Origin of the sequence: Pseudonocardia sp. KRD291 (assembly GCF_019263595.1) — a bacterium.
Classification (GTDB): domain Bacteria; phylum Actinomycetota; class Actinomycetes; order Mycobacteriales; family Pseudonocardiaceae; genus Pseudonocardia.
Genome location: NZ_JADQDD010000077.1, coordinates 1 through 22,532 on the forward strand (window position 1 = coordinate 1; position 22,532 = coordinate 22,532).

General features: G+C 73.1%; 20 protein-coding genes. 15 read left to right on the forward strand and 5 right to left on the reverse strand.

The genetic code is table 11. The annotated features are described in order from the left end of the window. A partial coding sequence (locus I4I78_RS13195; RefSeq protein WP_218611592.1) for a GPR1/FUN34/YaaH family transporter occupies positions 1–620 on the reverse strand: 620 nt, incomplete at its 3' end. 303 nt (positions 621–923) lie between these two features. On the opposite strand from I4I78_RS13195, the gene I4I78_RS13200 reads away from it, so the two are divergent. The 4 genes from I4I78_RS13200 (at position 924) to I4I78_RS13215 (ending at position 4,455) form a co-directional block, all read left to right on the forward strand. Then, the gene (locus tag I4I78_RS13200) at positions 924–1,778 is read left to right on the forward strand and encodes a bifunctional methylenetetrahydrofolate dehydrogenase/methenyltetrahydrofolate cyclohydrolase (RefSeq protein WP_218611593.1); all 855 of its coding nucleotides are present in this window, start codon (positions 924–926) and stop codon (positions 1,776–1,778) included. Positions 1,779–1,838: 60 nt separating this feature from the next. Further along, positions 1,839–2,144, forward strand: a complete 306-nt coding sequence (locus tag I4I78_RS13205; RefSeq protein WP_308252081.1) for a DUF3017 domain-containing protein — start codon at positions 1,839–1,841, stop codon at positions 2,142–2,144. A gap of 332 nt (positions 2,145–2,476) precedes the next feature. Next, complete coding sequence (locus tag I4I78_RS13210; RefSeq protein WP_308252082.1) at positions 2,477–3,079, forward strand: carboxymuconolactone decarboxylase family protein; 603 nt, start codon at positions 2,477–2,479, stop codon at positions 3,077–3,079. Between the two features lie 68 nt (positions 3,080–3,147). Further along, on the forward strand, positions 3,148–4,455 hold the full coding sequence (locus tag I4I78_RS13215) for a DUF2252 domain-containing protein (protein ID WP_218611595.1): 1,308 nt from the start codon (positions 3,148–3,150) through the stop codon (positions 4,453–4,455). Positions 4,456–4,552: 97 nt separating this feature from the next. On the opposite strand, the gene I4I78_RS13220 is transcribed toward I4I78_RS13215, so the two are convergent. After that, positions 4,553–6,769, reverse strand: a complete 2,217-nt coding sequence (locus I4I78_RS13220) for an NADP-dependent isocitrate dehydrogenase (RefSeq protein WP_218611596.1) — start codon at positions 6,767–6,769, stop codon at positions 4,553–4,555. 282 nt (positions 6,770–7,051) lie between these two features. Here I4I78_RS13220 and I4I78_RS13225 point away from each other — a divergent pair, with 282 nt between their 5' ends. The 6 genes from I4I78_RS13225 to I4I78_RS13250 all read left to right on the forward strand — a co-directional run bounded on the left by I4I78_RS13225 (position 7,052) and on the right by I4I78_RS13250 (position 13,779). After that, positions 7,052–7,384, forward strand: a complete 333-nt coding sequence (locus tag I4I78_RS13225; protein WP_218611597.1) for a hypothetical protein — start codon at positions 7,052–7,054, stop codon at positions 7,382–7,384. 61 nt (positions 7,385–7,445) lie between these two features. After that, positions 7,446–8,255, forward strand: coding sequence for an exodeoxyribonuclease III (gene xth, locus I4I78_RS13230; protein ID WP_218611598.1), 810 nt, complete (start codon positions 7,446–7,448; stop codon positions 8,253–8,255). Then, a complete protein-coding gene (locus I4I78_RS13235; protein ID WP_218611599.1) occupies positions 8,252–9,151 on the forward strand; it encodes a serine/threonine-protein kinase in 900 nt (299 codons plus the stop codon). Before xth ends, I4I78_RS13235 begins: the two co-directional genes overlap by 4 nt. A gap of 170 nt (positions 9,152–9,321) precedes the next feature. Continuing rightward, positions 9,322–11,970, forward strand: a complete 2,649-nt coding sequence (locus I4I78_RS13240) for a bifunctional FO biosynthesis protein CofGH (protein ID WP_218611600.1) — start codon at positions 9,322–9,324, stop codon at positions 11,968–11,970. 139 nt (positions 11,971–12,109) lie between these two features. Continuing rightward, a complete protein-coding gene (locus tag I4I78_RS13245; RefSeq protein ID WP_226379627.1) occupies positions 12,110–13,492 on the forward strand; it encodes an NAD-dependent succinate-semialdehyde dehydrogenase in 1,383 nt (460 codons plus the stop codon). Between the two features lie 113 nt (positions 13,493–13,605). Then, complete coding sequence (locus tag I4I78_RS13250; protein WP_218611601.1) at positions 13,606–13,779, forward strand: hypothetical protein; 174 nt, start codon at positions 13,606–13,608, stop codon at positions 13,777–13,779. 15 nt (positions 13,780–13,794) lie between these two features. Here the strand turns inward: I4I78_RS13250 and I4I78_RS13255 are convergent, their stop codons facing one another. Next, positions 13,795–15,273: a carotenoid oxygenase family protein gene (locus tag I4I78_RS13255; RefSeq protein WP_308252083.1), complete on the reverse strand. Its 1,479-nt coding sequence runs from the start codon at positions 15,271–15,273 to the stop codon at positions 13,795–13,797. A 247-nt stretch (positions 15,274–15,520) separates the two neighbouring features. On the opposite strand from I4I78_RS13255, the gene I4I78_RS13260 reads away from it, so the two are divergent. From I4I78_RS13260 to I4I78_RS13275, 4 genes are all read left to right on the forward strand, one after another. Next, positions 15,521–16,486: a helix-turn-helix domain-containing protein gene (locus I4I78_RS13260; protein ID WP_218611602.1), complete on the forward strand. Its 966-nt coding sequence runs from the start codon at positions 15,521–15,523 to the stop codon at positions 16,484–16,486. 41 nt (positions 16,487–16,527) lie between these two features. Next, entirely contained in the window at positions 16,528–17,547 is a 1,020-nt protein-coding gene (trpS, locus tag I4I78_RS13265) for a tryptophan--tRNA ligase (protein WP_218611603.1), read from the forward strand. Positions 17,548–17,562: 15 nt separating this feature from the next. Next, positions 17,563–18,639 carry an inner membrane protein YhjD gene (gene yhjD / locus I4I78_RS13270; protein WP_308252084.1) on the forward strand — a complete coding sequence of 359 codons (1,077 nt, stop codon included), beginning with the start codon at positions 17,563–17,565 and terminating at the stop codon, positions 18,637–18,639. Positions 18,640–18,818: 179 nt separating this feature from the next. Beyond that, positions 18,819–19,757 (forward strand): hypothetical protein, encoded by a 939-nt coding sequence (locus I4I78_RS13275; RefSeq protein WP_218611604.1) that lies wholly within the window; start codon positions 18,819–18,821, stop codon positions 19,755–19,757. 141 nt (positions 19,758–19,898) lie between these two features. Here the strand turns inward: I4I78_RS13275 and I4I78_RS13280 are convergent, their stop codons facing one another. Both I4I78_RS13280 and I4I78_RS13285 read right to left on the reverse strand, forming a co-directional pair. Further along, the gene (locus I4I78_RS13280) at positions 19,899–21,200 is read right to left on the reverse strand and encodes a serine hydrolase (RefSeq protein WP_308252085.1); all 1,302 of its coding nucleotides are present in this window, start codon (positions 21,198–21,200) and stop codon (positions 19,899–19,901) included. Between the two features lie 10 nt (positions 21,201–21,210). Beyond that, entirely contained in the window at positions 21,211–21,663 is a 453-nt protein-coding gene (locus I4I78_RS13285; protein WP_218611605.1) for an SRPBCC family protein, read from the reverse strand. A gap of 157 nt (positions 21,664–21,820) precedes the next feature. Between I4I78_RS13285 and I4I78_RS13290 the strand changes: the two genes are divergently transcribed. Next, positions 21,821–22,532: nucleotide sugar dehydrogenase (locus tag I4I78_RS13290; protein ID WP_218611606.1), on the forward strand; the 712-nt coding region annotated here is incomplete at its 3' end.

Here is a 22,532-nt window from a genome sequence, read left to right on the forward strand (position 1 = left end):
CCGAACGCGTCGAACAGAACGTAGGCGAAGATCAAGGTGAAGATGAACGTCGTGATCCCGGCGATCGGGAACAGGCCGGTCGCGCCGGCGGTCACGCCGATGTAGGCCAGCACGAACGTGATGTCGACGAACACGAAGCCCGCGGTGAACGCCAGCGGCAGCCGCAGCGTGGCCAGCGTCAGGAAGATGAAGACCAGGGTGAACGAGAGCAGGTAGACCGACTGGATCTCCCCGATCTGGGCCGTGGTCAGCGCGCTCTGCGCCGGGTCGGTCGCGCCGGCGTTGACGATCAGGCCGTTGTTCAGCAGGAACAGCAGCACGCCGAAGGAACCCCAGAACGCCGAGAAGACTCCGAAGATCGCCGCCGTCACGCTGTCCCCGACCTGCAGCGCAGATATCGTCGAGATCAGCATGAACAGCCCGGCGGAGAACGCGACGATCGGGATCATGCCACCGGGCAGGCCGGTCGTGTCCAGCGCGCCGATGAACCACAGACCCAGGGTGATCCCGGCCGGCAAGAAGGTGATCAGAGCCAGCAGGGACGGGTTGGCCACCGGCGGTGCGGTGGGTCGGGTCTCGGTCGCGGCGTGTGCCCCCGCGGTATCACTCTCCACGCTCATGAAACGCTCCTGTCGAGTCGAAACCGGTCCGACACCGGCACCGTGATTCTGCTCTCACCAAGATTGTTTCGACCCCTCCCAACGGGCAGACCGGGACCCCGACCTTTGTGGCACCGTCTCCTCCGGGAAATCCCAGCTCGGAGTGGACGCTCCCCCTCCTTTTGTTGCACGCCTAACCCGTGGGTCAGGTCGCGGACGGGCCGTTTAACCCACCCGGCTGTACTCACGCCGGATCGTGAGCTATGTCATGTACCCGTGACGCCGTCGCCACGGTGGTCCCCGCGGCTCTGCGAGGATGGCCGCGTGAGCGCACGGGTGATGGACGGCAAGGCGACGTTGGCGGAGCTGCTCGAGGACCTCTCGGGCCGGGTGCAGAAGCTGGCCGCGGCCGGCGTCACCCCGGGGCTGGGGACGGTGCTGGTCGGGGACGACCCCGGTTCGCACGCCTATGTCCGGGGCAAGCACCGCGACTGCGCGAAGGTCGGCATCACCTCGTTCCAGGAGGAGCTGCCCGCCGACGCGACGCAGGCGCAGGTCTCCGACGTGATCGACCGGCTGAACGCGGACCCGGCGTGCACCGGCTTCATCGTGCAGCTGCCGCTGCCGAAGGGCCTGGACTCGGGTGCGGCGCTGGAACGGGTGGACCCGGCCAAGGACGCCGACGGCCTGCACCCGACGAACCTGGGCCGCCTCGTGCTGAACGAGCCCGGCCCGCTGCCCTGCACCCCGCGCGGCATCGTCGAGCTGTGCCGCCGGTTCGGCGTCGAGCTCGACGGCGCGAACGTGACGGTCGTCGGCCGCGGTGTGACGGTGGGCCGCCCGCTGGGTCTGCTGCTGACCCGCCGCAGCGAGAACGCGACCGTGACGCTGTGCCACACCGGCACCCGGGACATGGCCGCGCACGTCCGGGACGCCGACGTCGTGGTGGCCGCGGCCGGGGTGGCCGGCCTGATCACCGCGGACATGGTGAAGCCGGGAGCGGCGGTGCTCGACGTCGGCGTGACCCGCACCGACCTCGGCCTGGTCGGTGACGTCGACCCGGAGGTGGCCGAGGTGGCGGGCCTGCTGGCCCCGATGCCCGGCGGCGTCGGCCCGATGACGCGCGGGATGCTGCTGACGAACGTGGTCGAGGCAGCCGAACGGAGCTTGTCGGAGTGAGAATTGGTACCGAACGAAGCTTGTCGGAGTGAGAATTAGTACCGAACGGAGCTTGTCGGAGTGAGCAGCTGGTCGGGGCACTCGCTGCGGGCCCGGTTGTCGGCGCACTGGCCGTTGCTGCTGGTCCTCGTGCTGGCCCTGATCGGTATGCAGCGGGTGCTGACCGAGCACTGGAAGGAGGGTTCGGCGACGCTCGGGTTGGCGGCGCTGGTCGCGGCCGCGCTCCGGCTCGCCCTGCCGCCGGACCGGGTGGGCCTGCTGGCCATCCGCGGGCGGACGGCCGACGCACTGATCTACGGCGGGTTCGGGATCGTCGTGCTGGCGCTGGCTCTGACGATCAAGGACTCCTCGCTGACGGTCAGATGAGGTTGCGTGCCGGCGACGCGGGCGTGCGGGTCGGCGGCCGTCGCGGTCCGGCCGGGCGTTTGCTGCCCGGCCGCCCGGGGCCGGTGCTGGTCGCGGTCGCCGGGCGTACGGCTCGGGGTCCGGCCGACGGGTGCCCCCGTGGGGACGGGGTCGGGCCGAGGTCCGGTGCGTGCCGCGGGGACCGGTGGGCGTTCCTGGTAATGATCATCGCTAACGAGATGATACCGGCCGGTAGGTGCGGGCCGGGGCCCGGGCGGCCACCGTTCGGGGGGTCACGGCCGTTCCGGCAGGTGCCGGGGCAAGTCGATCGAGAGGCCCCTACGGTGGAGCAGGTGGCCCACCCGGACGCTCCCCGCCTGCCCTCCCTTGCTCCCGCGGACCTCGACGACGACCAGCGCGCGGTGCACGCCGAGTTGACCGGCGGCGCCCGCGGCGGCGTGCCGACCGCACCGGACGGGAGCCTGGCCGGCCCGTTCAACGCGATGCTGCACGCCCCGGCCGTCGGCGGGCCCCTGCAGGAGCTCGGCGCGGCCCTGCGCACCCGCGGGGCGTTGCCGGCCCGGGCGCGGGAGCTCGCGGTCCTGGCCGTCGCGGCGCACCATCGCAGCGCGTTCGAGTGGTGGGCGCACTCCGCGATCGCGGCCCGTCTCGGTGTCCCGGACGAGCTCGTCGGCGCCGTGCGGGCGCAGGACCCGTCGACGCGCCCGGAGGACGCCGTGGAGAGCGCGGTACTGGACGCGACCCGGGTCCTGCTCTCGACCGGCGACCTGGACGACGGGCAGTACGCCTCGGCCCGCCACGCGCTCGGCGACACCGGGCTGGTCGAGCTGACCACGCTGCTGGGCTACTACGCGCTGCTCGCGATGCAGCTGCGGGTGTTCCGGGTGGGGCTGCCCGAGGGCGCCGTCGACGCCTGGGCCGACCGTCCGGTGTGACCGCGCTGCCCGGCAGGGCCCGGCGCTGCGCCTGCGCCGGGAACCCGGGACCGCGGCAGTATGGGGCCATGAGCGACCGCGCCGGCCTGATCGTCGACACCCTCGTGACCGCGTTCGACGACCTGATGGCCGCCGACCCCGCGGCGTTCCGGACGAAGTTCCGCAAGATGGCCGGGAGCCCGTTCGCGTTCTACCGGGGCAGCGCCTGCCTGTTCTACGCCGACGCGGTCGGGCGCGAGGACCCGTGGGCCGACGAGCGCACGTCGCGGGTGTGGATCCAGGGTGACCTGCACGCCGAGAACTTCGGCACCTACATGGACGGCGACGGCGTCCTGATCTTCGACGTGAACGACTTCGACGAGGCCTACGTCGGGCACTTCACCTGGGACATCACCCGGTTCGCGGCGAGCCTGGCCCTGCTCGGCTGGAGCAAGGCGATCTCCGACGACGACATCACCGCGCTCGTCGAGCGCTACACCCGCGCCTACCTCGACCAGGTCCGCTGGTTCGTCGGGTCGAGCGACGACCGCGGCTTCTCGCTGCGCCTGGACACCACCGACGGCCCGGTCCACCAGGTCCTGGAGCTGGCCAAGCTGCGCACCCGGGTGTCCCTTCTGGACCGGATCACCGAGACCGAGGGCTTCGACCGGATCCTGCGCGACGGGCCCGGGCTGCGCCGCCTCGACGAGGCCGAGAAGGAGCGGGCGAGCGAGGCGTTCCGGCGCTACGTCGACACGATCCCGGAGCGCAAGCGCCACCGCGGCGTCGCCTACGAGATCAAGGACATCGCCGGGAAGTCCGGGTTCGGCATCGGCAGCGCCGGGCTGCCCGCCTACACGGTGCTGGTGGAGGGCCTGAACCAGGCTCTGGACAACGACATCGTCGTGTCCATGAAGCAGGGCAACGTCGCGGCGCCGTCCCGGGTGGTCACCGACCCCTCGGTGGCCGGGCACTTCGACCACCACGGGCACCGCACCGCGGTCTCGCAGCGCGCCCTGCAGGCGCACGCCGACCCGATGCTGGGCTGGACCGACGTCGACGGCGTCGGTTTCGTGGTCAGCGAGGTCTCGCCCTACGAGGCCGACCTGGACTGGGCCGAGCTCACCGAACCGGACGAGATCGGGCCGGTGGTGGAGTACCTGGGCCGGGCCACGGCGAAGGTGCACTGCGTGGCCGACTCCGACGCCGACCACTCGCTGGTGACGTTCCAGACCGAGGACGCGATCTCCGGGGTCGTGCGTGGCCGGGAGGACGAGTTCGTGGCCTGGGTCGTCGACTTCGCCCACTCCTACGCCGCGCAGGTGCGCACCGACCACGCCCTGTTCGTCGACGCGTTCCGCGAGGGGCGCATCCCGGGCGTGAGCGCGTCGGGATGAGCCCACGCGCCCGCTGAGCCCCTGAGCGGGGCGAACGTGGCGTCCGTTGCGCCGGACGCGACGAGCGCCACGTTCGCGCCGCTTCAGGTGTGGCGGATCAGAACCCGTCGATCGCGGCGTTGAACGTCGCGGAGGGGCGCATGATCTCGTCGGCCTTCGCGCGGTCGACGTAGAAGTAGCCGCCCAGCTCGACCGGCCCGCCCTGCACCGCGGCTAGCTCGGAGACGATCGTGTCCTCGGCGCCGGCCAGCTTCTCGGCCAGTGGCGCGAAGATCGCGGCCAGCTCGCTGTCCTCGGTCTGCTCGGCCAGGGCGCGGGCCCAGTACAGCGCGATGTAGAAGTGGCTGCCCCGGTTGTCCAGCTCGCCGACCTTGCGCGAGGGCGACCTGCCGTTCTCCAGCAGCGCACCGGTCGCGTCGTCGAGGGCCTGGCCCAGCAGCTTGGCCCGCAGCGGCTCGGAAGTCTTGGCCGCCAGCATCTCCAGCGAGACGGCCAGCGCCAGGAACTCGCCGAGGGAGTCCCACCGCAGGTGGTTCTCCTTGACCAGCTGCTGCACGTGCTTGGGTGCCGAGCCGCCGGCCCCGGTCTCGAACAGCCCGCCGCCGTTCATCAGCGGCACGATCGAGAGCATCTTCGCCGAGGTCCCCAGCTCGAGGATCGGGAACAGGTCGGTCAGGTAGTCGCGCAGCACGTTGCCGGTGACCGAGATCGTGTCCTCGCCGGCCCGGGCCCGCTCCAGGGTGTAGCGGGTCGCGTCGGCGACGTTCTTGATCTCGATCGTGAGACCGGACGTGTCGTGCTCGCCGAGGTAGGCGTTGACCTTCTCGATCAGCTGCGCGTCGTGGGCGCGGTCGGCGTCGAGCCAGAACACGGCAGGGGCGCCGGTGTCGCGGGCCCGCTCCACGGCCAGGCGCACCCAGTCCCGGATCGGGGCGTCCTTGGTCTGGCAGCCGCGCCAGATGTCACCCTCGGCGACCTCGTGCGACAGCACGGTCTCGCCGGCGCCGTTCACCACGCGCACGGTGCCGGGAGCGGCGATCTCGAACGTCTTGTCGTGGCTGCCGTACTCCTCGGCCTTCTGCGCCATCAGCCCGACGTTGGGGGTGGTGCCCATCGTCGTCGGGTCGAACGCGCCGTGGGCCTGGCAGTGCTTGACGGTCTCGTCGTAGAGCGCGGCGTAGGACGAGTCCGGGATGACGAACTTGGCGTCCTGCTGCGCGTCGTCGGCGTTCCACATCTGGCCCGACGTGCGGATCGCGGCCGGCATCGACGCGTCGATGATGACGTCCGAGGGCACGTGCAGGTTCGTGATGCCCTTCGACGAGTCGACCATCGCCAGCGACGGGCCGGTCGAGTAGGCGTCGGTGATCGCGGACTCGACGGCCGCACGCTTGTCGGCGGGCAGCTTCTCCAGCGCGGTGAGGATCGAGGCCAGGCCGTCGTCCGGGCTGGCCCCGACCGAGGCCAGGTCGTCACCGAAGGAGGCGAACACGTCGCCGAAGTAGGCGCGCACCGCGTGCCCGAAGATGATCGGGTCCGACACCTTCATCATCGTGGCCTTGAGGTGCACCGAGAACAGGACGCCGTTGGCCTTCGCGTCGGCGACCTGCTCGGCGAGGAACGCCTGCAGGGCCTCGCGGCGCATCACGGCACCGTCGACGACCTCGCCGGCGACAACCTTCAGCCCGTCCTTGAGGACGGTCACCGTGCCGTCGGTCGCGACGTGCTCGATCCGCAGCGTGTCGTCCGCGGCGCAGGTGAACGACGTCTCGGAGTGCCGGAAGTCGCCGTCGGACATGGTCGCGACGTGCGAGCGGGAGTCGTCGGACCACGCGCCCATCGAGTGCGGGAACTTGCGGGCGAAGTTCTTCACCGACGCCGGCGCGCGGCGGTCGGAGTTGCCCTCGCGCAGCACCGGGTTGACCGCACTGCCCTTGACGGCGTCGTAGGCCTTGCGGGCGGCCTTCTCGTCGTCGGTCTGCGGGTTCTCCGGGTAGGCCGGGACGTCGTAGCCCGCGCCCTGCAGCTCCGTGATCGCGGCCTTGAGCTGGGGGATCGAGGCGCTGATGTTGGGCAGTTTGATGATGTTGGCGTCCGGCGTCTTCGCCAGCTCGCCCAGCTCGGCGAGCGAGTCCGGGACGCGCTGGGCGTCGGTCAGCCGGTCCGGGAACTGGGCCAGGATGCGGGCGGCGAGCGAGATGTCGCGGGTCTCCACATCGACCCCGGCCTTGCCGGCGAACGCCTCGATGACCGGAAGGAACGAGTGCGTGGCCAGCGCCGGCGCCTCGTCGGTGTAGGTGTAGATGAGCTTCATCGTTGCTTCTGGCCTGCCTCTGACTCGTCGGAAGGACGGACAAGGGCCGAGCACCGGGCCGGTCTTCGCACCTGCGGGCGTCGCGGGAGACGGCCCACGGGCGTCGGCAGGCGTCGGCGCTGCCCCGCTGGGCACACGCTATCCCTAGTGCACCCGCGTGCGCGTGCAGGAGTAACCAGGGGCACCTCTCGACACCCCCTCGCGGAGGATCTCGATCCGGCGCCGGCTCCGATACCGTGGGGTGGCCCGGACGCCCGGCGGGCGAGTGAGGAGCGCACGTCGATGTCGAACCGGTTCACGATCCCGGGACTGAACAGGTCCTGGCTCACCGGCTGGCCGCTGGTCGGGATCCTCGGCGTCGGCCTGGCCCTGGTGGCCCTGCTCTACGGCGGCGCCACCGACAACCTCGACAACGCCTGCACGATGACCGTCCAGGCCGACCGGGTCCCGGTGCGGTCCGCCCCCGGCACCGCAGGTGCGCCGACGGAAACGCTGCAGCGGGGCACCGAGGTCGCCGCCGCGCCGGTGGTGGACAGCGGCTACCGCAAGCTCACCGGGGGCGATCGCTGGGTCCCGGCCAACAGCGTGGCCGCGACCGCCGGGAGCGTCTGCTGATCAGGTCCGGACGGCCTACCCCGTTGGTGCGGACGGACGTCGGATGCGTCAGGGTGTCCGCATGCCGACCGTGAGCACCGCCAACGTCAACGGCGTGCGCGCGGCCGCCGGCAAGGGCCTGTGCGAGTGGATCTCCGGGTCGGAGGCGGAGGCGATCTGCCTGCAGGAGGTGCGGGCGCTGCCGGAGGAGATCCCGGCCGCGCTCACCGAGCTGCTCGCCGAGCACGGCTGGTGGACGAGCCTCGCGCCGAGCCGGTCCGCGAAGGGCCACAGCGGCGTCGCGGTGCTGACCCGCACCGAGCCCGAGGCGGTCCGGACCGGGTTCGGCGACGCCGAGATCGACGCCCAGGGCCGCTACCTCGAGGTGGACCTGCCCGGGCTGACCGTCGCGTCGCTGTACCTGACCAAGGGCGTCACCGGCACCGCGAAGCAGGAGGCGAAGGACCGCTTCCTGGACGCGTTCGGCGCCTACCTGCGCGCGGCGTTCGACCGCGCCGCCGCCGACGGCCGCGAGATGGTGGTCTGCGGCGACTGGAACATCGCCCCCGCCGAGCTCGACCTGCGCAACTGGAAGACCAACCGGCGCAACTCCGGGTTCCTGCCGCACGAGCGAGAGTGGTGGGCCGGGTTGCTCGCGCACGGCTGGGTGGACGTGGTGCGCGAGCTGCACCCGGACGTCGACGGGCCGTACTCCTGGTGGACCTATCGCGGCCGGGCGTTCGACAACGACGTCGGCTGGCGGATCGATCACCAGCTGGCCACCCCGGGGCTCGCCGCACGGGCGAAGGACGCCCTGGTGGAACGGGCCCCGAGCCACGACTCCCGCTGGTCCGACCACGCCCCGGTGACCGTCCGGTACCGGCCGTCGTGAACCGCAGCCGTGTCGTCGGCGGGCGTTACCTGCTGCTCGCCGAGCTGGACCGCAACGGGTTCGGGCGGTCCTACCAGGCCGAGGACCGGATCACCGGACGTCAGGTGGCGGTGCTCGAGATCCGGCTCCCCGCCGGCGCCTCCGACGCGCGGACCCGAGAGACGCGGCAGCGGAACGAGCATCGGGACCGCCTGCTGCGCGAGGTCCGTGCGGCCGGGCGGATCCGGCATCCCGGCGTCGTGCCGGTGCAGGACCTGGTCACCGACCGGCTGCCGGACGGGAGCCTGCGCGAGCACCTGATCACCGAGCTGCCCGACGCCCGACCGCTGTCCACTCTGCTCGCCGACGGGCAGGTCCCGCCGCGACGGGTCGCGGCGATCGGGCGCGACGTGCTGGCCGCGCTGGGTGCGGTGCACGAGAGCGGCATCCCGCACGGTGGTCTGAACCCGGACTGCGTCCTGGTCGCCGGCAGCGGCCGGGCGGTGGTCACCGACATCGGCCTGGCCCGGGCCGTCATCCGCGCGGACGGTGGCGGCGCGGACGAGGACGGCGCGGACGGTGGCCGCGCGGACGGTGGCGGGTTCCTGTCCCCGGAGCGCCGCGCGGGCGGGCCGGACACGCCGGTCGCGGACCTGTGGTCCCTCGGTGCGGTGCTGCACCACGCGACGGGCCGCCGCCCGCCGGCGCACGGCCCGCTGGCCGAGGCGATCGCCGGCCTCACCGCGGCCGACCCCGCCGAGCGGATGTCTCCGGCCGCGGCGGACGCCCTGCTCGAACGCGCGTCCCGGCCGGCGTCGGTGGCCGGTGACCTGGGCCGGTCGCGCACGTTGCTGCTGGTCGTGGCCGCGATCCTACTGGTCGCGGTCGTCGTGATGGTCGTGCTGGCGCTGGGCTGACCCGCCGGTCGCGGGGGAGGGCCGGACCGGCCCGTCCCCGGCGGGTGTGCCGGGCGCCGGCATCCGAACGCGACCCCGACCGTCCGACCGGGGTATTCCCCCTTGCGGGGGTTCGTCCTGTGACTCTCCTGCCCATCGCGCCGGCGGTGATCGATACCTACTGTGGTGGGATGGCCGACCTGCCCGATCCGACCGTGCCCGTTGCGCCCACCGGCGCCGAGCCCGACGCTCCGACATCCCACGAGGCGGCCCCGAGCGGGTCCGCCCTGCGGCGCGCCCTGCGCCGGGTGCGCGACGGTGCCGTCCTGGACGTCACCGAGGCGTCGGTGCTGCTGGCCGCCCGCGGCGAGCAGCTCGACGAGCTGCTCTCGCACGCCTCCCGGGTCCGCGACGCGGGGCTCGTCGCCGCCGGGCGCCCGGGGGTGGTCACGTACTCGCGCAACGTGTTCATCCCGCTGACCCGGCTGTGCCGGGACCGCTGCCACTACTGCACGTTCGTCACCGTCCCGCACAAGCTGGACTCGATGTTCCTCGAGCGCGACGAGGTCGTCGAGATCGCCCGCCAGGGCGCCGCGCAGGGCTGCAAGGAGGCCCTGTTCACCCTCGGCGACCGGCCCGAGGACCGCTGGCCGCAGGCGAAGGAGTGGCTCTCCGCGCGCGGCTACGACTCCACGTTGGACTACGTGCGGGCCTGCGCGATCGCGGTGCTGGAGGAGACCGGCCTGCTGCCGCACCTGAACCCGGGCGTGCTGAGCTGGGCCGAGCTGACGCGTCTCAAGCCGGTCGCGGCCAGCATGGGGATGATGCTCGAGACCACGGCCGAGCGGCTCTGGTCGGAGAAGGGCGGCCCGCACTACGGCAGCCCCGACAAGGAGCCGGCGGTGCGCCTGCGGGCGCTCACCGACGCCGGACGCGTCGGCGTCCCGTTCACCACCGGCATCCTGATCGGGATCGGCGAGAACCGCACCGAGCGCGCCGAGTCGATCTTCGCGATCCGCTCGGCGTCGCGGTCGCACGGGCACGTGCAGGAGGTGATCGTGCAGAACTTCCGGGCCAAGCCGGACACCGCGATGGCCCACGACCCGGACGCCGACCTGGACGACCTGGCCGCCACGATCGCCGTCTCCCGGCTGGTGCTGGGCCCGAAGATGCGCATCCAGGCGCCGCCGAACCTGGTCGGGGACGAGTACGGCCTGATGCTGCGCGCCGGCATCGACGACTGGGGCGGCGTCTCCCCGGTGACCGTCGACCACGTCAGCCCGGAGATGCCCTGGCCGGCCGTGGACGAGCTGGCCGCCCGCACCGCCGACGCCGGCTTCACGATGCGCGAGCGCCTCACCGCGTACCCGAAGTACGTCAACGCGGGCTCGCCGTGGATCGACACCCGGCTGCACGCCCACGTCGCGGCTCTGGCCGGTGAGGACGGGCTGGCCGACCCGGACGCCGTCGTTACCGGACGCCCGTGGCAGGAGCCCGACGGCGGCTTCGAGTCGACCGGACGTACCGACCTGAACAGCTCGATCGACACGACCGGGCGCACCGACGACCGGCGCACCGACTTCGGCTCGGTCTACGGCGACTGGGACGAGGTCGCCTCCGAGCTGGCCGACCAGCGCTCCCGGCACGGCGAGACCGGCGCCGGCACGGTCCCCTCTCGCCTGGACTCCGACGTCCGCGCCGGTCTGGACCTCGCCTCGACCGACCCGGCCGCGCTGCTGGACCCGGCGCACCACGACAAGGCGATGGCCGTGCTCACCGCGGACGGGCCGGGCCTGGAGGAGCTGGCCCGCCTGGCCGACGACCTGCGCCGCGACGTCGTCGGCGACGACGTCACCTACGTGATCAACCGCAACATCAACTTCTCGAACGTCTGCTACGTCGGGTGCCGGTTCTGCGCCTTCGCCCAGCGCGAGCGCGACGCGGACGCGTTCCGGCTCAGCCTCGACGACGTCGCCGACCGGGCCGCCGACGCCGCCCGGGACGGCGCGACCGAGGTCTGCGTGCAGGGCGGCATCGACCCGCAGCTGCCGGTCTCGTTCTACGCCGACCTGGTCCGCGGGGTGCGCGAGGCCGTCCCCGGGATGCACGTGCACGCGTTCTCGCCGATGGAGATCGTGTCCGCCTCGGCCAAGGCCGGGGTGTCGATCAAGGAGTGGCTGACCGAGCTCAAGGCGGCCGGGCTCGGCTCGATCCCGGGCACCGCCGCGGAGATCCTCGACGACGAGGTCCGCTGGGTGCTGACCAAGGGCAAGCTGCCGGCGTCGCAGTGGATCGAGGTCGTCTCGACCGCGCACGAGCTGGGCATCGCCTCGTCGTCGACGATGATGTACGGCCACGTCGACGAGCCGCGGCACTGGCTCGGGCACCTGCGCACGCTGGCGTCGATCCAGGACCGCACCGGCGGCTTCACCGAGTTCGTGCCGCTGCCGTTCGTGCACCACAACGCGCCGATCTACCTGGCCGGCCTGGCCCGTCCGGGGCCGACCGAGCGGGACAACCGGGCGGTGCACGCGTTCGCCCGCCTCGCGCTGCACGGGCGGATCGACCACATCCAGTGCTCGTGGGTGAAGCTCGGCGACGACCTGTCCGCGGACATCCTGCGCGGCGGCGCCGACGACATGGGCGGCACGTTGATGGAGGAGACGATCAGCCGGATGGCCGGGTCGGAGAACGGCTCGGAGCGCTCGGTGGAGGAGCTGGCGGCGATCGCCACCGGCGCCGGACGTCCGGTGCGCCAGCGCACCACGACCTACGTGGGCGAGCCGAGCCTGCTCACCCCCACCCAGCGCAGCACCCCGCGCCTGCTCCCGCTCGCCTGACCCGGCGTGACGCGGCCTGACGCCTCCCGGCGTCAGGCCGGCGGACGCGGCGGGCCTGACGCCGGATCCGGGCATGTCCGGTGCCGTCGGCGGTTCCGCCACCGCGCACCGGCATCCGTCGGGACCTAGCATGGCGATGATGACTGCCTATGTGACCGCCAACCCGACCACCGGCCGGACCGAGAAGCAGTTCGACGAGTTGAGCGACGCGGCCGTCTCCCAGGTTCTGGGCGAGTCGGCCGGCGCTTTCCCGAGCTGGCGGGCGACACCCGTGGCCGAGCGCGCGACGATCCTGTCGGCGATCGCCGACGCCTACGAGGCCCGCACCGACGAGCTGGCGAAGCTGATCGCCACCGAGATGGGCAAGCCGGTCAAGCAGGCCGCCGGCGAGGTCGGTCTCGCCGCGGCCATCTACCGCTGGTACGCCCAGCACGGCGCGGACCTGCTGGCCCCGGAGGCGCTGGACCCGCAGGGGGCGCAGGAGTCGCTGGTCGAGACCGAGCCGATCGGCCCCCTGATCGGCGTCATGCCCTGGAACTTCCCCTACTACCAGGTGGCGCGGTTCGTGGCGCCGAACCTGATGGTCGGCAACACCATGATCCTCAAGCACGCACCGATCTGCGCTGCCTCGGCCGAGGTCATGGCCGAGATCTTCCACGCGGCAGGCGTTCCCGAGGCCGTCTACATCAACGTGTTCGCCAGCAACGAGCAGATCGCCGACATGATCGCCGACCCGCGGGTGCGGGGCATCTCGCTGACCGGCAGCGAGCGGGCGGGTGCCTCGGTCGCCGAGACGGCCGGCCGGAACCTGAAGAAGGCCGTGCTCGAGCTCGGCGGTTCCGACGCGTTCATCGTGCTCGACGACGCCGACCTCGCCTCGACGGCGAAGTCCGCGGCGAAGGCGCGGCTGTCCAACACCGGTCAGGCGTGCAACTCGCCCAAGCGGATGATCGTGTCCGGCGACCGGTTCGACGAGTTCGTCTCGACCGTCGTCGGGGTGTTCGAGTCCGCCCAGGTCGGCGACCCCCTGGACGCGGGTACCCGGGTCGGTCCGCTGTCGTCGGTCGCGGCGCGGGACGGCGTGGTGGCGCAGGTCGCACGCGCGGTCGAGCAGGGCGCGACCCTGCACACCGGCGGGGACGCGGTCGAGGGCGCCGGCGCCTTCATGCGTCCGGCCGTGCTGACCGGCGTCACCAAGGACATGGACGCCTACTCCGAGGAGATCTTCGGCCCGGTCGCCGTGATCTACCGTGTCGACTCCACCGACGAGGCCGTCAAGCTCGCCAACGACGTCGCGTTCGGGCTCAGCGGCTCGGTGTGGGGTGCCGACATCGACCGTGCCCAGCAGATCGCCGACCAGCTCGAGGTGGGGATGGCCTACGTCAACGAGCACGGCACGACGCTGCCCGGCCTGCCCTTCGGTGGTGTGAAGCGCTCCGGCTTCGGACGCGAGCTCGGCCGGTGGGGCATGGGGGAGTTCGTCAACACCCGCCTGCGTCGCACGTCCAAGAGCCCGAACTGATCCGAACTGCCCGTCGGCCGCGGGCAGGGTGACGTCCTCACCGGCGAACCCACCGGGTCGGCCTGCAGCCGCCGACGAGCGGGCGGGACCGTCCCGGTGCGTACGGTGGGGACATGGGCATCCTGGGAGAGCTGTTCCCGCGGCCGAAGACGCACGACGACTCCGACGCGGCGGCCGACGGGCAGAAGTTCCGGATCGGGCCGATCGACCTGGACTCCGGTGTCGTGCAGCTGCAGCCGGCCCGCCCGGTGGAAGCGGCGGACGACGAGCCCGACCCCGGCCGCTGACGGCCGCTCCGTCCCTCAGGGGCTGCGCAGCTGGTCCGCGCGTACCCAGGTGGCGTGGAAGCCCAGCGGCACCCGCTGCGGCAGGAGCACCCGCGCGACCGGGCCGGCGGCCAGGTCCGAGGCGTCCAGGATCTCGACCTCCGAACGTCCGTCGCGCTCGTCGGTGACGAACGAGACGAGGTAGCCGTCGTCGTCCCCGGTACCACCCTCGCGCGGGGCGAACGGGGCCTCGCTGCCGAAGCGTCCCGGCCCGAAGAAGTGGTCCTGGCGCTCGCCGGTGACCCGGTCCCGGCGCAGCAGCCCGTCGAACCGGACGGTCTCGTGCTCGGCGATGTGCACGCCGTAGGAGTAGCGGTACCCGGCCCCTGATCCCTGGGCCCGGGTGTCGACCGACGGGAACTCGGTGTTGGCGTCGTCGAGCTGCGTCTCGGTGGTGGCGCCGGTGTCCAGGTCGAACACGTAGCGGTGCAGCCGGGCGTCGAGACGCAGGTAGCCGAGCAGCTTGCCGATCGGGCCCGGACGGGTGGGGCGCGGCTCCGGGCGGGTCACCCGGCAGACGTCGAGCACGACCGTGTCGTGCCCGGCCGCGGAGCGCTCCTCGCACGCCCCGACCACGTGGTAGATGTAGCAGGGCTCGGCGTCGAACCAGCGGATCTCCTCGGCGGCGCCGCGGCGGGGGATGACCCCGAACCGGGCCGGCATCGACCGGTCGAAGAACAGCTTGTGCCGGCCCTTGCGGGCGGCGTCGGGGTCGGCGACCAGCGGCAGGTCCATCAGCACCGAGTAGTTCTCGGTGATCGCCATGTCGTGCGGCATCCGCGGTCCGGGCAGATCGATCGCGACCTCGTGCTCGATCGCCCCGGACGCCCCGACGACGCCGTAGCGCAGCAGCGGGCTCCGTGCGCCGTAGTCGAACCACATCAGCTCGCCGGTGTGCTCGTCGAGCTTCGGGTGCGCCATCACGTCGCCGTGCAGGGTGTCCAGGAACGTCTCCGCGCCGAGTGTCTCCAGCGAGAGCGGGTCCATCGACATCGGCCCCCCGCACAGGTACCAGGTGGCCAGTACCCGTCCGCGGTGGAACGTCAGGTCGGTGTTCGCGGTGTCCTTGTAGGGCAGGCCGCGCGCGGTGCCCACCGGGTTGCCGGCCGGCGGCTCGACCACCCCGGCCCACAGCGGGTGCCCGGCGGCCTCCTCACGGGACAGGCCGCGGGTACGGACGTAGCGGTTGCGGTAGCGGGCGGTGCCGTCCTCGAACGACATCGCGTGCACCATGCCGTCGCCGTCGAACCAGTGGTAGCGGCCGGTCACGTCGAACCGCGGGTTCGGGCCGTTGCGCAGGTAGACGCCGTTCAGGTCGCGCGGGATCTCTCCGACGACCTCGAGATCGTCGGCGGTGATCTCGTCGCGCACCGGGGCGAAGATGCCCATCAGGTACGGGTTCGGCTCGTCGGGCCGCCGGCCGGTGCCCTGTGCGCGTTCCTCGACGTCGGTCACGTCGCTCGCCCCCGGTCGGAGAAGTACGTCGCGCGGGACGGAGAACACTCGACCGGCGCGGCGGCGACCTCCCCCTCTTTCCGGCCGTCGCCGGCGCCGGCCGACTGCTCCGTGGATCGAACCCCCCTGTCGATCCACCCCTGCCGAGGCAGGCCCGCATCGAAACGGTGCAGCCCTACCGGGCGAGTCCTTCGATCGTGAACTTCGATCGGCAGAGCCAGGGTCGACGGTACGATCATGAGCGGGTTTGGTCAAGTGGAACGGGGTGGGCGAGCGGGTGGAGCGGGAGGAGATGAGCAGCGGGGGCATGGGCACCGTCGGGCGGACGCTCGGGGTGCTCGCCGACACCTGGACGTTGCTGATCCTGCAGCGCGCCTTCCTCGGGGTCCGCCGCTACGCCGGCTGGCGGGAGACCCTCAACATCTCCGACGCCACGCTGACCGCGCGCCTGCGCTCGCTCACCGAGGACGGCCTGCTGCAGACGCGTCCGTACCGGGAGGGCGGGCGCCCGCGGCTGGAGTACCGGCTCACCGAGCGGGGCCTGGACACCTGGCGGCTGCTGCTGGCCACCTGGGCCTGGGAGCGGTCCTGGGTGCCGCGTGAGGTCCCGCTGCCCGACATCGTGCACCGCGAGTGCGGGCGGGCCACCGACGTCGTCCTGTGCTGTGCGCAGTGCGGCGCGCCGGTCGGGCCGCAGGACACCTCGGTGAGCATCCGCGGTGCGGTGGCCGGACGGGGCGGGCTCGCGAGGGTGCACCCGCGTCGCACCCGCGGGCGGCTGCCGGAGGACCCGTTGTCGCTGCTCCCCGGCTCGATGGAGATCATCGGCGATCGGTGGGGGGCGACCGTGCTGGGTGCCTGCCTGGTCGGGGTGCGGACGTTCACCGACTTCGAGGCGCAACTGTCGATCTCGCCGGAGGTGCTCACCGACCGGCTGCGCCGGTTCGTCGAGCTCGGGATCGTGGTGCGCACCGGGGACGCCGGCTACCGGCTGACCGACAAGGGCCGGGCCGCGTTCGGGATCCACGCGTGCCTGGTCGAGTGGGCCAACCGCTGGCAGGCCGCGGACGGCGCCCCGGTCGACCTCGAGATCCGGCACCGCGCCTGCGACCACCCGCTGCGCCTGCAGCTGAACTGCTCCGGGTGCGGGGTCGCGTTCACCCGCACCGCCGTCGCGCCGCCCAGTGCCCCGTCGCGGGCGGTGGCGCCGTAACCGGCTGTCGGACGGGCGGGTCAGGTGGGGACAATGGGGTCATGACCGAGGCCTCCTCCCCCCGCCCCCGGGTGCTCTCCGGGATCCAGCCGACCGCCGACTCGTTCACACTCGGCAACTACCTGGGCGCGTTGCGGCAGTGGGTGGCCCTGCAGGACGACCACGACGCGTTCTACTGCGTCGTCGACCTGCACGCGATCACGGTCGAGCACGACCCGGCGCTGCTGCGCGAGCGCACCCGGGTCGCCGCGGCCCAGCTGCTCTCGATCGGGCTGGACCCGCAGCGGTGCTCGCTGTTCGTGCAGTCGCACGTCCCCGAGCACGCCCGCCTGAGCTGGGTGCTGGAGTGCATGACCGGGTTCGGCGAGGCCGGCCGGATGACCCAGTTCAAGGACAAGGCCGCGCGCCAGGGCACCGACCGGGCCACCGTCGGGCTGTTCACCTACCCGGTCCTGCAGGCCGCGGACATCCTCCTCTACCAGGCCGACCGGGTCCCGGTGGGCGAGGACCAGCGCCAGCACCTGGAGCTGACCCGCAACCTGGCCCAGCGGTTCAACACGCGCTTCGGCGAGACGTTCACCGTGCCCGAGCCGTACATCCCGCGCGAGACCGCGAAGATCTACGACCTGCAGACGCCGGACAAACAGATGTCGAAGTCGCTGCCCGGAAACGGCTGCGTGTACCTGCTCGACGAGCCGAAGGCCACCGCGAAGAAGATCAGGTCGGCGGTCACCGACACCGGCCGCGAGGTCGTGTTCGACCCGGAGAACAAGGCGGGCGTGTCCAACCTGCTGACGATCCTCTCGGCGCTGACCGGCCGTCCGGTGCCCGAGCTGGAGGGCGAGTTCGCCGGCCGCGGGTACGGCGACCTCAAGGGGGAGGTCGCCACGGTCGTCACCGACACCGTCGGGCCGGTCCAGAAGCAGGTCCGGGAGTACCTCGACGACCCGGCCGAGCTGGACCGCCTGCTCGCCCGCGGCGCCACCCGGGCGCGTGAGGTCGCCGGCGCGACATTGACGCAGGTTCACGAGAGGATCGGGTTCCTACCGCCGACCGGATGACCCTGGGGGACCGCCGTGGCCACCGACACGAAGCCGGGTGCGAGGCTCGAGCACGAGTCCGACGACACCGGTGACGCCGAGCCGACGGCGTTGGAGAAGGCCCGTGAGCGCTATCCCTGGCTCGACCACATGGTCCGGGCCGGGGCCCGCTACACGGAGAACCACGGCGACCACTACGCCGCCGCGATCACCTACTTCTCCATCCTGGCGCTGGTGCCGCTGCTGATGGTGGCCTTCGCCGTCGCCGGGTTCGTCCTGCGCGGGTCACCCGACCTCCTGCAGCGGTTGCAGGCGGGGATCACCGAATCCGCGCCCGGCGGCATCGGCGAGCTGCTCGGCAGCGTCGTGACCACCGCGACCACCCAGGCCGGTGCGATCGGTGCGATCGGCCTGCTCGGCGCGCTCTACTCCGGCATCGGGTGGATGAGCAACCTGCGCGAGGCGTTGTCCGAGCAGTGGGGCCAGCGCGACGACGCCCCACCGATGCTCAAGCGCCTGGGCTTCGACCTGCTCGCGCTCATCGGTCTCGGGCTGGCGCTGGTCGCGTCGTTCGCGATCTCCGCGGTCGGCGGGTCGCTCGGGGAGTTCCTGCTCGGGCTGGTCGGGCTCGGCGACGTCGGGTGGGCCCGGTTCCTGCTGTTCGTGGGCACGCTCGTGCTCGGCCTGGCCGCGAACTGGCTGGTCTTCCTCTGGGTGATCGCCCGCCTGCCGCGGGAGCCGGTCACGCTGCGCAGCGCGATGAAGGCGGCGGTGTTCGGCGCCATCGGGTTCAAGCTGCTGCAGGTCGTGATGGTCTTCTACCTCGGCTCGGTGACCTCCTCGCCGGCCGGCGCCGCGTTCGGCGGCATCCTGGGCCTGCTGGTGTTCATCTTCTTCACGTCCCGTTTCCTGCTGTTCGTCACGGCCTGGGCCGCGAGCGCGGACGAGGACGACTACGACCCGCGCGAGATCCCGTCGCCCGCGGTGATCCGGCCGCAGTACGTGGTCCGCGAGGGCCCCGGAGCCCTCGCCACCGCCGGCCTGGTCGGAGCCGGGGTCGTCACCGGCCTGCTCGGCCTGCGCGCCTTCGGCGCCCGCCGCCGCCGAACCTGACCCACCGGCCCCTTCGCGGCCCACCGTTCCGATCCGCACCCCTTCCGTCGATCCGCACCCTCTGCAGGAGGTGCGAACGACCGGGAGGGGTGCGGATCCGGTTGTCCCCAACCTGGTCGGGCCGTCCACAGGAGCGGTCTTCGTCCGTGCGGGTCACTGCGGCGGGGTCAGGGTGGGGCATGGACTGGATCCGGGGTGACGCGCCGGTCGGGCGGGCCGAGCTGGTGGCCGGCGGGGTGAGCGACGCGGAGCTGCGCCGGGCCCACCGGGACGGGACGGTGCTCCGGCCGTGCCGGGGGGCCTACCTCGCGGTCGACGACGACCGCGCCGTCGACCCGGTGTGGCGCTACACCGTCCGGGTGCGAGCCGTCGCCGCCCACCTGTCGTCGGACGCCGTCGTGAGTCACCAGTCGGCGGCCGCCCTGCACGGGCTGTGGCTCTGGAAGGTCCCGCTCGACCGGGTACACGTGGTCCGCGACCGGGACCACGGTGGCCGGCGGACCCGGAGCCTGCACGTCCATCCGGCGCCACTGGCCCCGGACGAGATCGTCGAGGTGCAGGGCCTGGCCGTCACCTCCGTCGCGCGCACCGTCGCCGACCTGGCCCGGACCGTGCCGTTCGAGCAGGCCGTCGTGGCGGCCGACTCCGCGCTACGGCCCGGCAGGGAGGGGCTCACCGTCACCCGGCCGGACCTGCTCACGGCGGTCCGGGACGGGCGCGGACGGACCGGGAACGCCGCCGCCGAACGGGTCGCCCGGTTCGCCGACGGGGCCGCCACCGGGGTGCCCGAGTCGCGCAGCCGGGTCGCGGTCCACCGGGCGGGACTCCCACCACCGGTGCAGCAGCGGCACGTCCACGACGGGTTCGGCGGCTGGTTGGCGACGGTCGACTTCTGGTGGGACGGAGCACCGTCGGTCGTCGGGGAGTTCGACGGGAAGGCCAAGTACGGCCGCTCCCTGCGTGCCGGCCGCAGCGAGGGCGACGCGGTGTTCGAGGAGAAGGTTCGCGAGGACCTGCTGCGCGCGGAGAACCTGGCCGTCGTCCGCTGGACCTGGCGCGACCTCGACGATTTCGCGCCCACGGCCCGCCGTCTGGCCGCCGCGCTCCGGATCCGCTGAGCCGGGCCGCGTCGACTCCGCCACATCCCGATCCGCACCCCTGGCAGCCGTCCGCACCTCCTGCAGGGGGTGCGGATCGACTGGGAGGGGTGCGGATCGGGGGCAGCGGGCGGATCGGGGGCAGCGGGCCCGGCTCGTGCGTCAGCCGCGGCGCCGTCTCAGGGCCAGGACCGTGCCGGCCAGGAGGACCGCCACGACCGCGAGGGCGCCCACGATGAGGGCCACCGCCGGGCCCGCGGGCGCGGGGCCGTCGGCGGGACGAGCAGGCGGGCCCGTGGCCGGGTCCGCCGTGCCGGGTGTCGCGGTGCTGGGTGCGGAGGCGCCACCCGGCGCGACGGTGCCGGGCTCGACGAGCGTGCCGACCGGTGCGGCCGTGCGGGGGACGGCGAATCCCCAGTCCAGCAGCGTGCGGGCGGAGTCGACCATCCGGACCGGGCGTTGCTCCCCGCGCACCAGCACCACGACCAGACGGCGACCGCCGCGGTCCACCGCCCCGACGAACGTGTGCCGCGCGGCGTCGGTGAAACCGGTCTTGCCGCCGATCGTGCCCGGTGTGCCCAGCAGCGGGTTGTCGTTGGCGAGCAGGAAGCCGGGCTTGCCGCCGAAGCCGGGGAACGGGGCGGTGCGCGTCAGCATCAGCCGGGCGATCTGCGGACGGGCCACCGCGGCGCGGAACGCCAGCGCCAGGTCGTACGCCGAGGAGGACATTCCGGGGCCGTCGAGCCCGGACGGGGTCGCCGGCCGCGTGTCCATCGCACCCAGCGAGCGGGCGGTGTCCTGCACCGCGGCGAGCGTCGCCGGGGTGCCGCCGAGCGTCCGGGCCAGCGCCGAGGCGGTGTCGTTGCCCGAGTCGAGGAGCAGCCCGGTCAGCAGCTGCGCGACGGTGTAGCGACCGCCGGGGCCGATCCCGGCCCGGCTGCCGTCGATGTTCGCGTCCTCGGCGGTGGCCGTGACGACCCGGGCCGGGTCCAGCCGCGACGTCGCGACCAGCGCGGTGAACAGCTTGAGCAACGACGCCGGGCGGTGACGGGCGTGCGGTGCGCGGACGGCGAGCACGGCGCCGGAGTCGAGGTCGGCCACGACGTAGCTCGCGATCCCGACCGGTGGCGGTGGCGCGGCGCCGGACGCGTGGGCGTCGGCGCAGGTACCCATGCCCGGGCCGCCGACCGGCTCGGCCGGTACCGGCAGCGGCTGCGGTGCCCCCGGGACGAGCTCCTCCTGCGCGGGCGGGCCCGGTGGCACGAGCTGGCCGGGGCACGCCGCCCGTCCGGCGCGCTCGGCCCGCTCGGGCGCGGTCACCGGCGCGGTCGCCGACGCGGTCGCCACGCCGACCGGGCCCGCGACCGGGGAGGTCGGCACGAACAGCACCGCGACGAGTAGCGCGAGGGTGATCACGGTCGCGGTCGGGGCCAGCGTCCGGACGGGGTGCTCGGGGCCGGGCACGGCCGCGGGGTCAGGCGCTGCGTTCGGCGGCCGAGCGGACGGCGTCGAGGGTCCGGCGCATCCCCTCGACCATCATGGCCTCGCGGTCCCGGCCGAGCAGACCGCTCTTCTGCAAGGCCTTGACCAGCGGGTTAGTCGTCCCGACGCTCTCCCGCCAGTGCGTGACCCGGGTGCCGTCGCCGTCCGGCTCCAGGATCCAGCCCCACGCCGTGGCGCTCTCGCCGACGACGAAGGTGAACCGCGACGACGGCTCGCACTCGGTGACCCGGCAGTGCGTCGACCAGCGGATCCGGCCGTGCCGGTTGCTGCCCACGAACCGGGCGCCCGCGGCCGGGCCGGTCGCGCCGCCCCGCCACCGCCCGCCGGTCGTCTCCGGACTCCACTCGCCCATCCGTGTGATGTCGGAGACCATCCGCCACACCTGCTCCGGAGGGCTCGCGATCGTCGTGCTCGCCTGGTCCATCGCTCCACCCCGTCCTGCCGCACCGTGCTTACGCCGATCGGACGTTACCTCCCGATCGGCCCGCCGCCGGTCGGGACCGGCGATGTCGGGCAACGGTCATCCGCCGGTCGCCTGCGCATCGTGGCCGCGTCGCCTGCGCCGCGCAGCATCGGCACCCATGTTCGTCCGACGAATCGCCGTGATCGGAACCGGGTACGTGGGCCTGACGACGGGAGCGTGCCTGGCCTCGCTCGGGCACCACGTGGTGTGCGCCGACATCGACCCCGGCAAGGTCGCCCGGCTGGCCCGCGGTGAGGTGGACATCCTCGAGCCCGGGCTGCCCGAGCTGGTCGGCGAGGGCCTGGACGCGGGCCGCCTGGAGTTCGTGCTCGGCGCCGCGTCGGCGATGGACCGCCCCGGATCGGGCCCGGTCGACGTGGTGTTCCTCTGCCTGCCCACCCCGATGGGCGCCGGCGGCGCGGCGGACCTGGCCGCGGTGCACGCCGTCGCCGCGGAGATCCGGGAGCTGCTGCCGCCCGGCGCCGTCGTGGTGAACAAGTCGACGGTCCCGGTCGGCACCGCGGCCGCGACCGCCTCGATGCTCGGCCGCGACGACGTCGCCGTGGTCAGCAACCCGGAGTTCCTGCGCGAGGGCAGCGCGGTGCACGACTTCCTGCACCCGGACCGGATCGTGGTCGGCGGCGACGACCAGGCCTCGGCGGAGAAGGTGGCGGCGCTCTACATGCGGCTCGGCGCCCCGACCCAGCTCACCGACGCGGCCAGCGCCGAGATGGTCAAGTACGCGGCGAACTGCTTCCTGGCGATGAAGCTGTCCTACGTCAACGCGCTCGCGGACCTGTGCGGGCGGCTCGGTGCCGACGTCGTCGAGG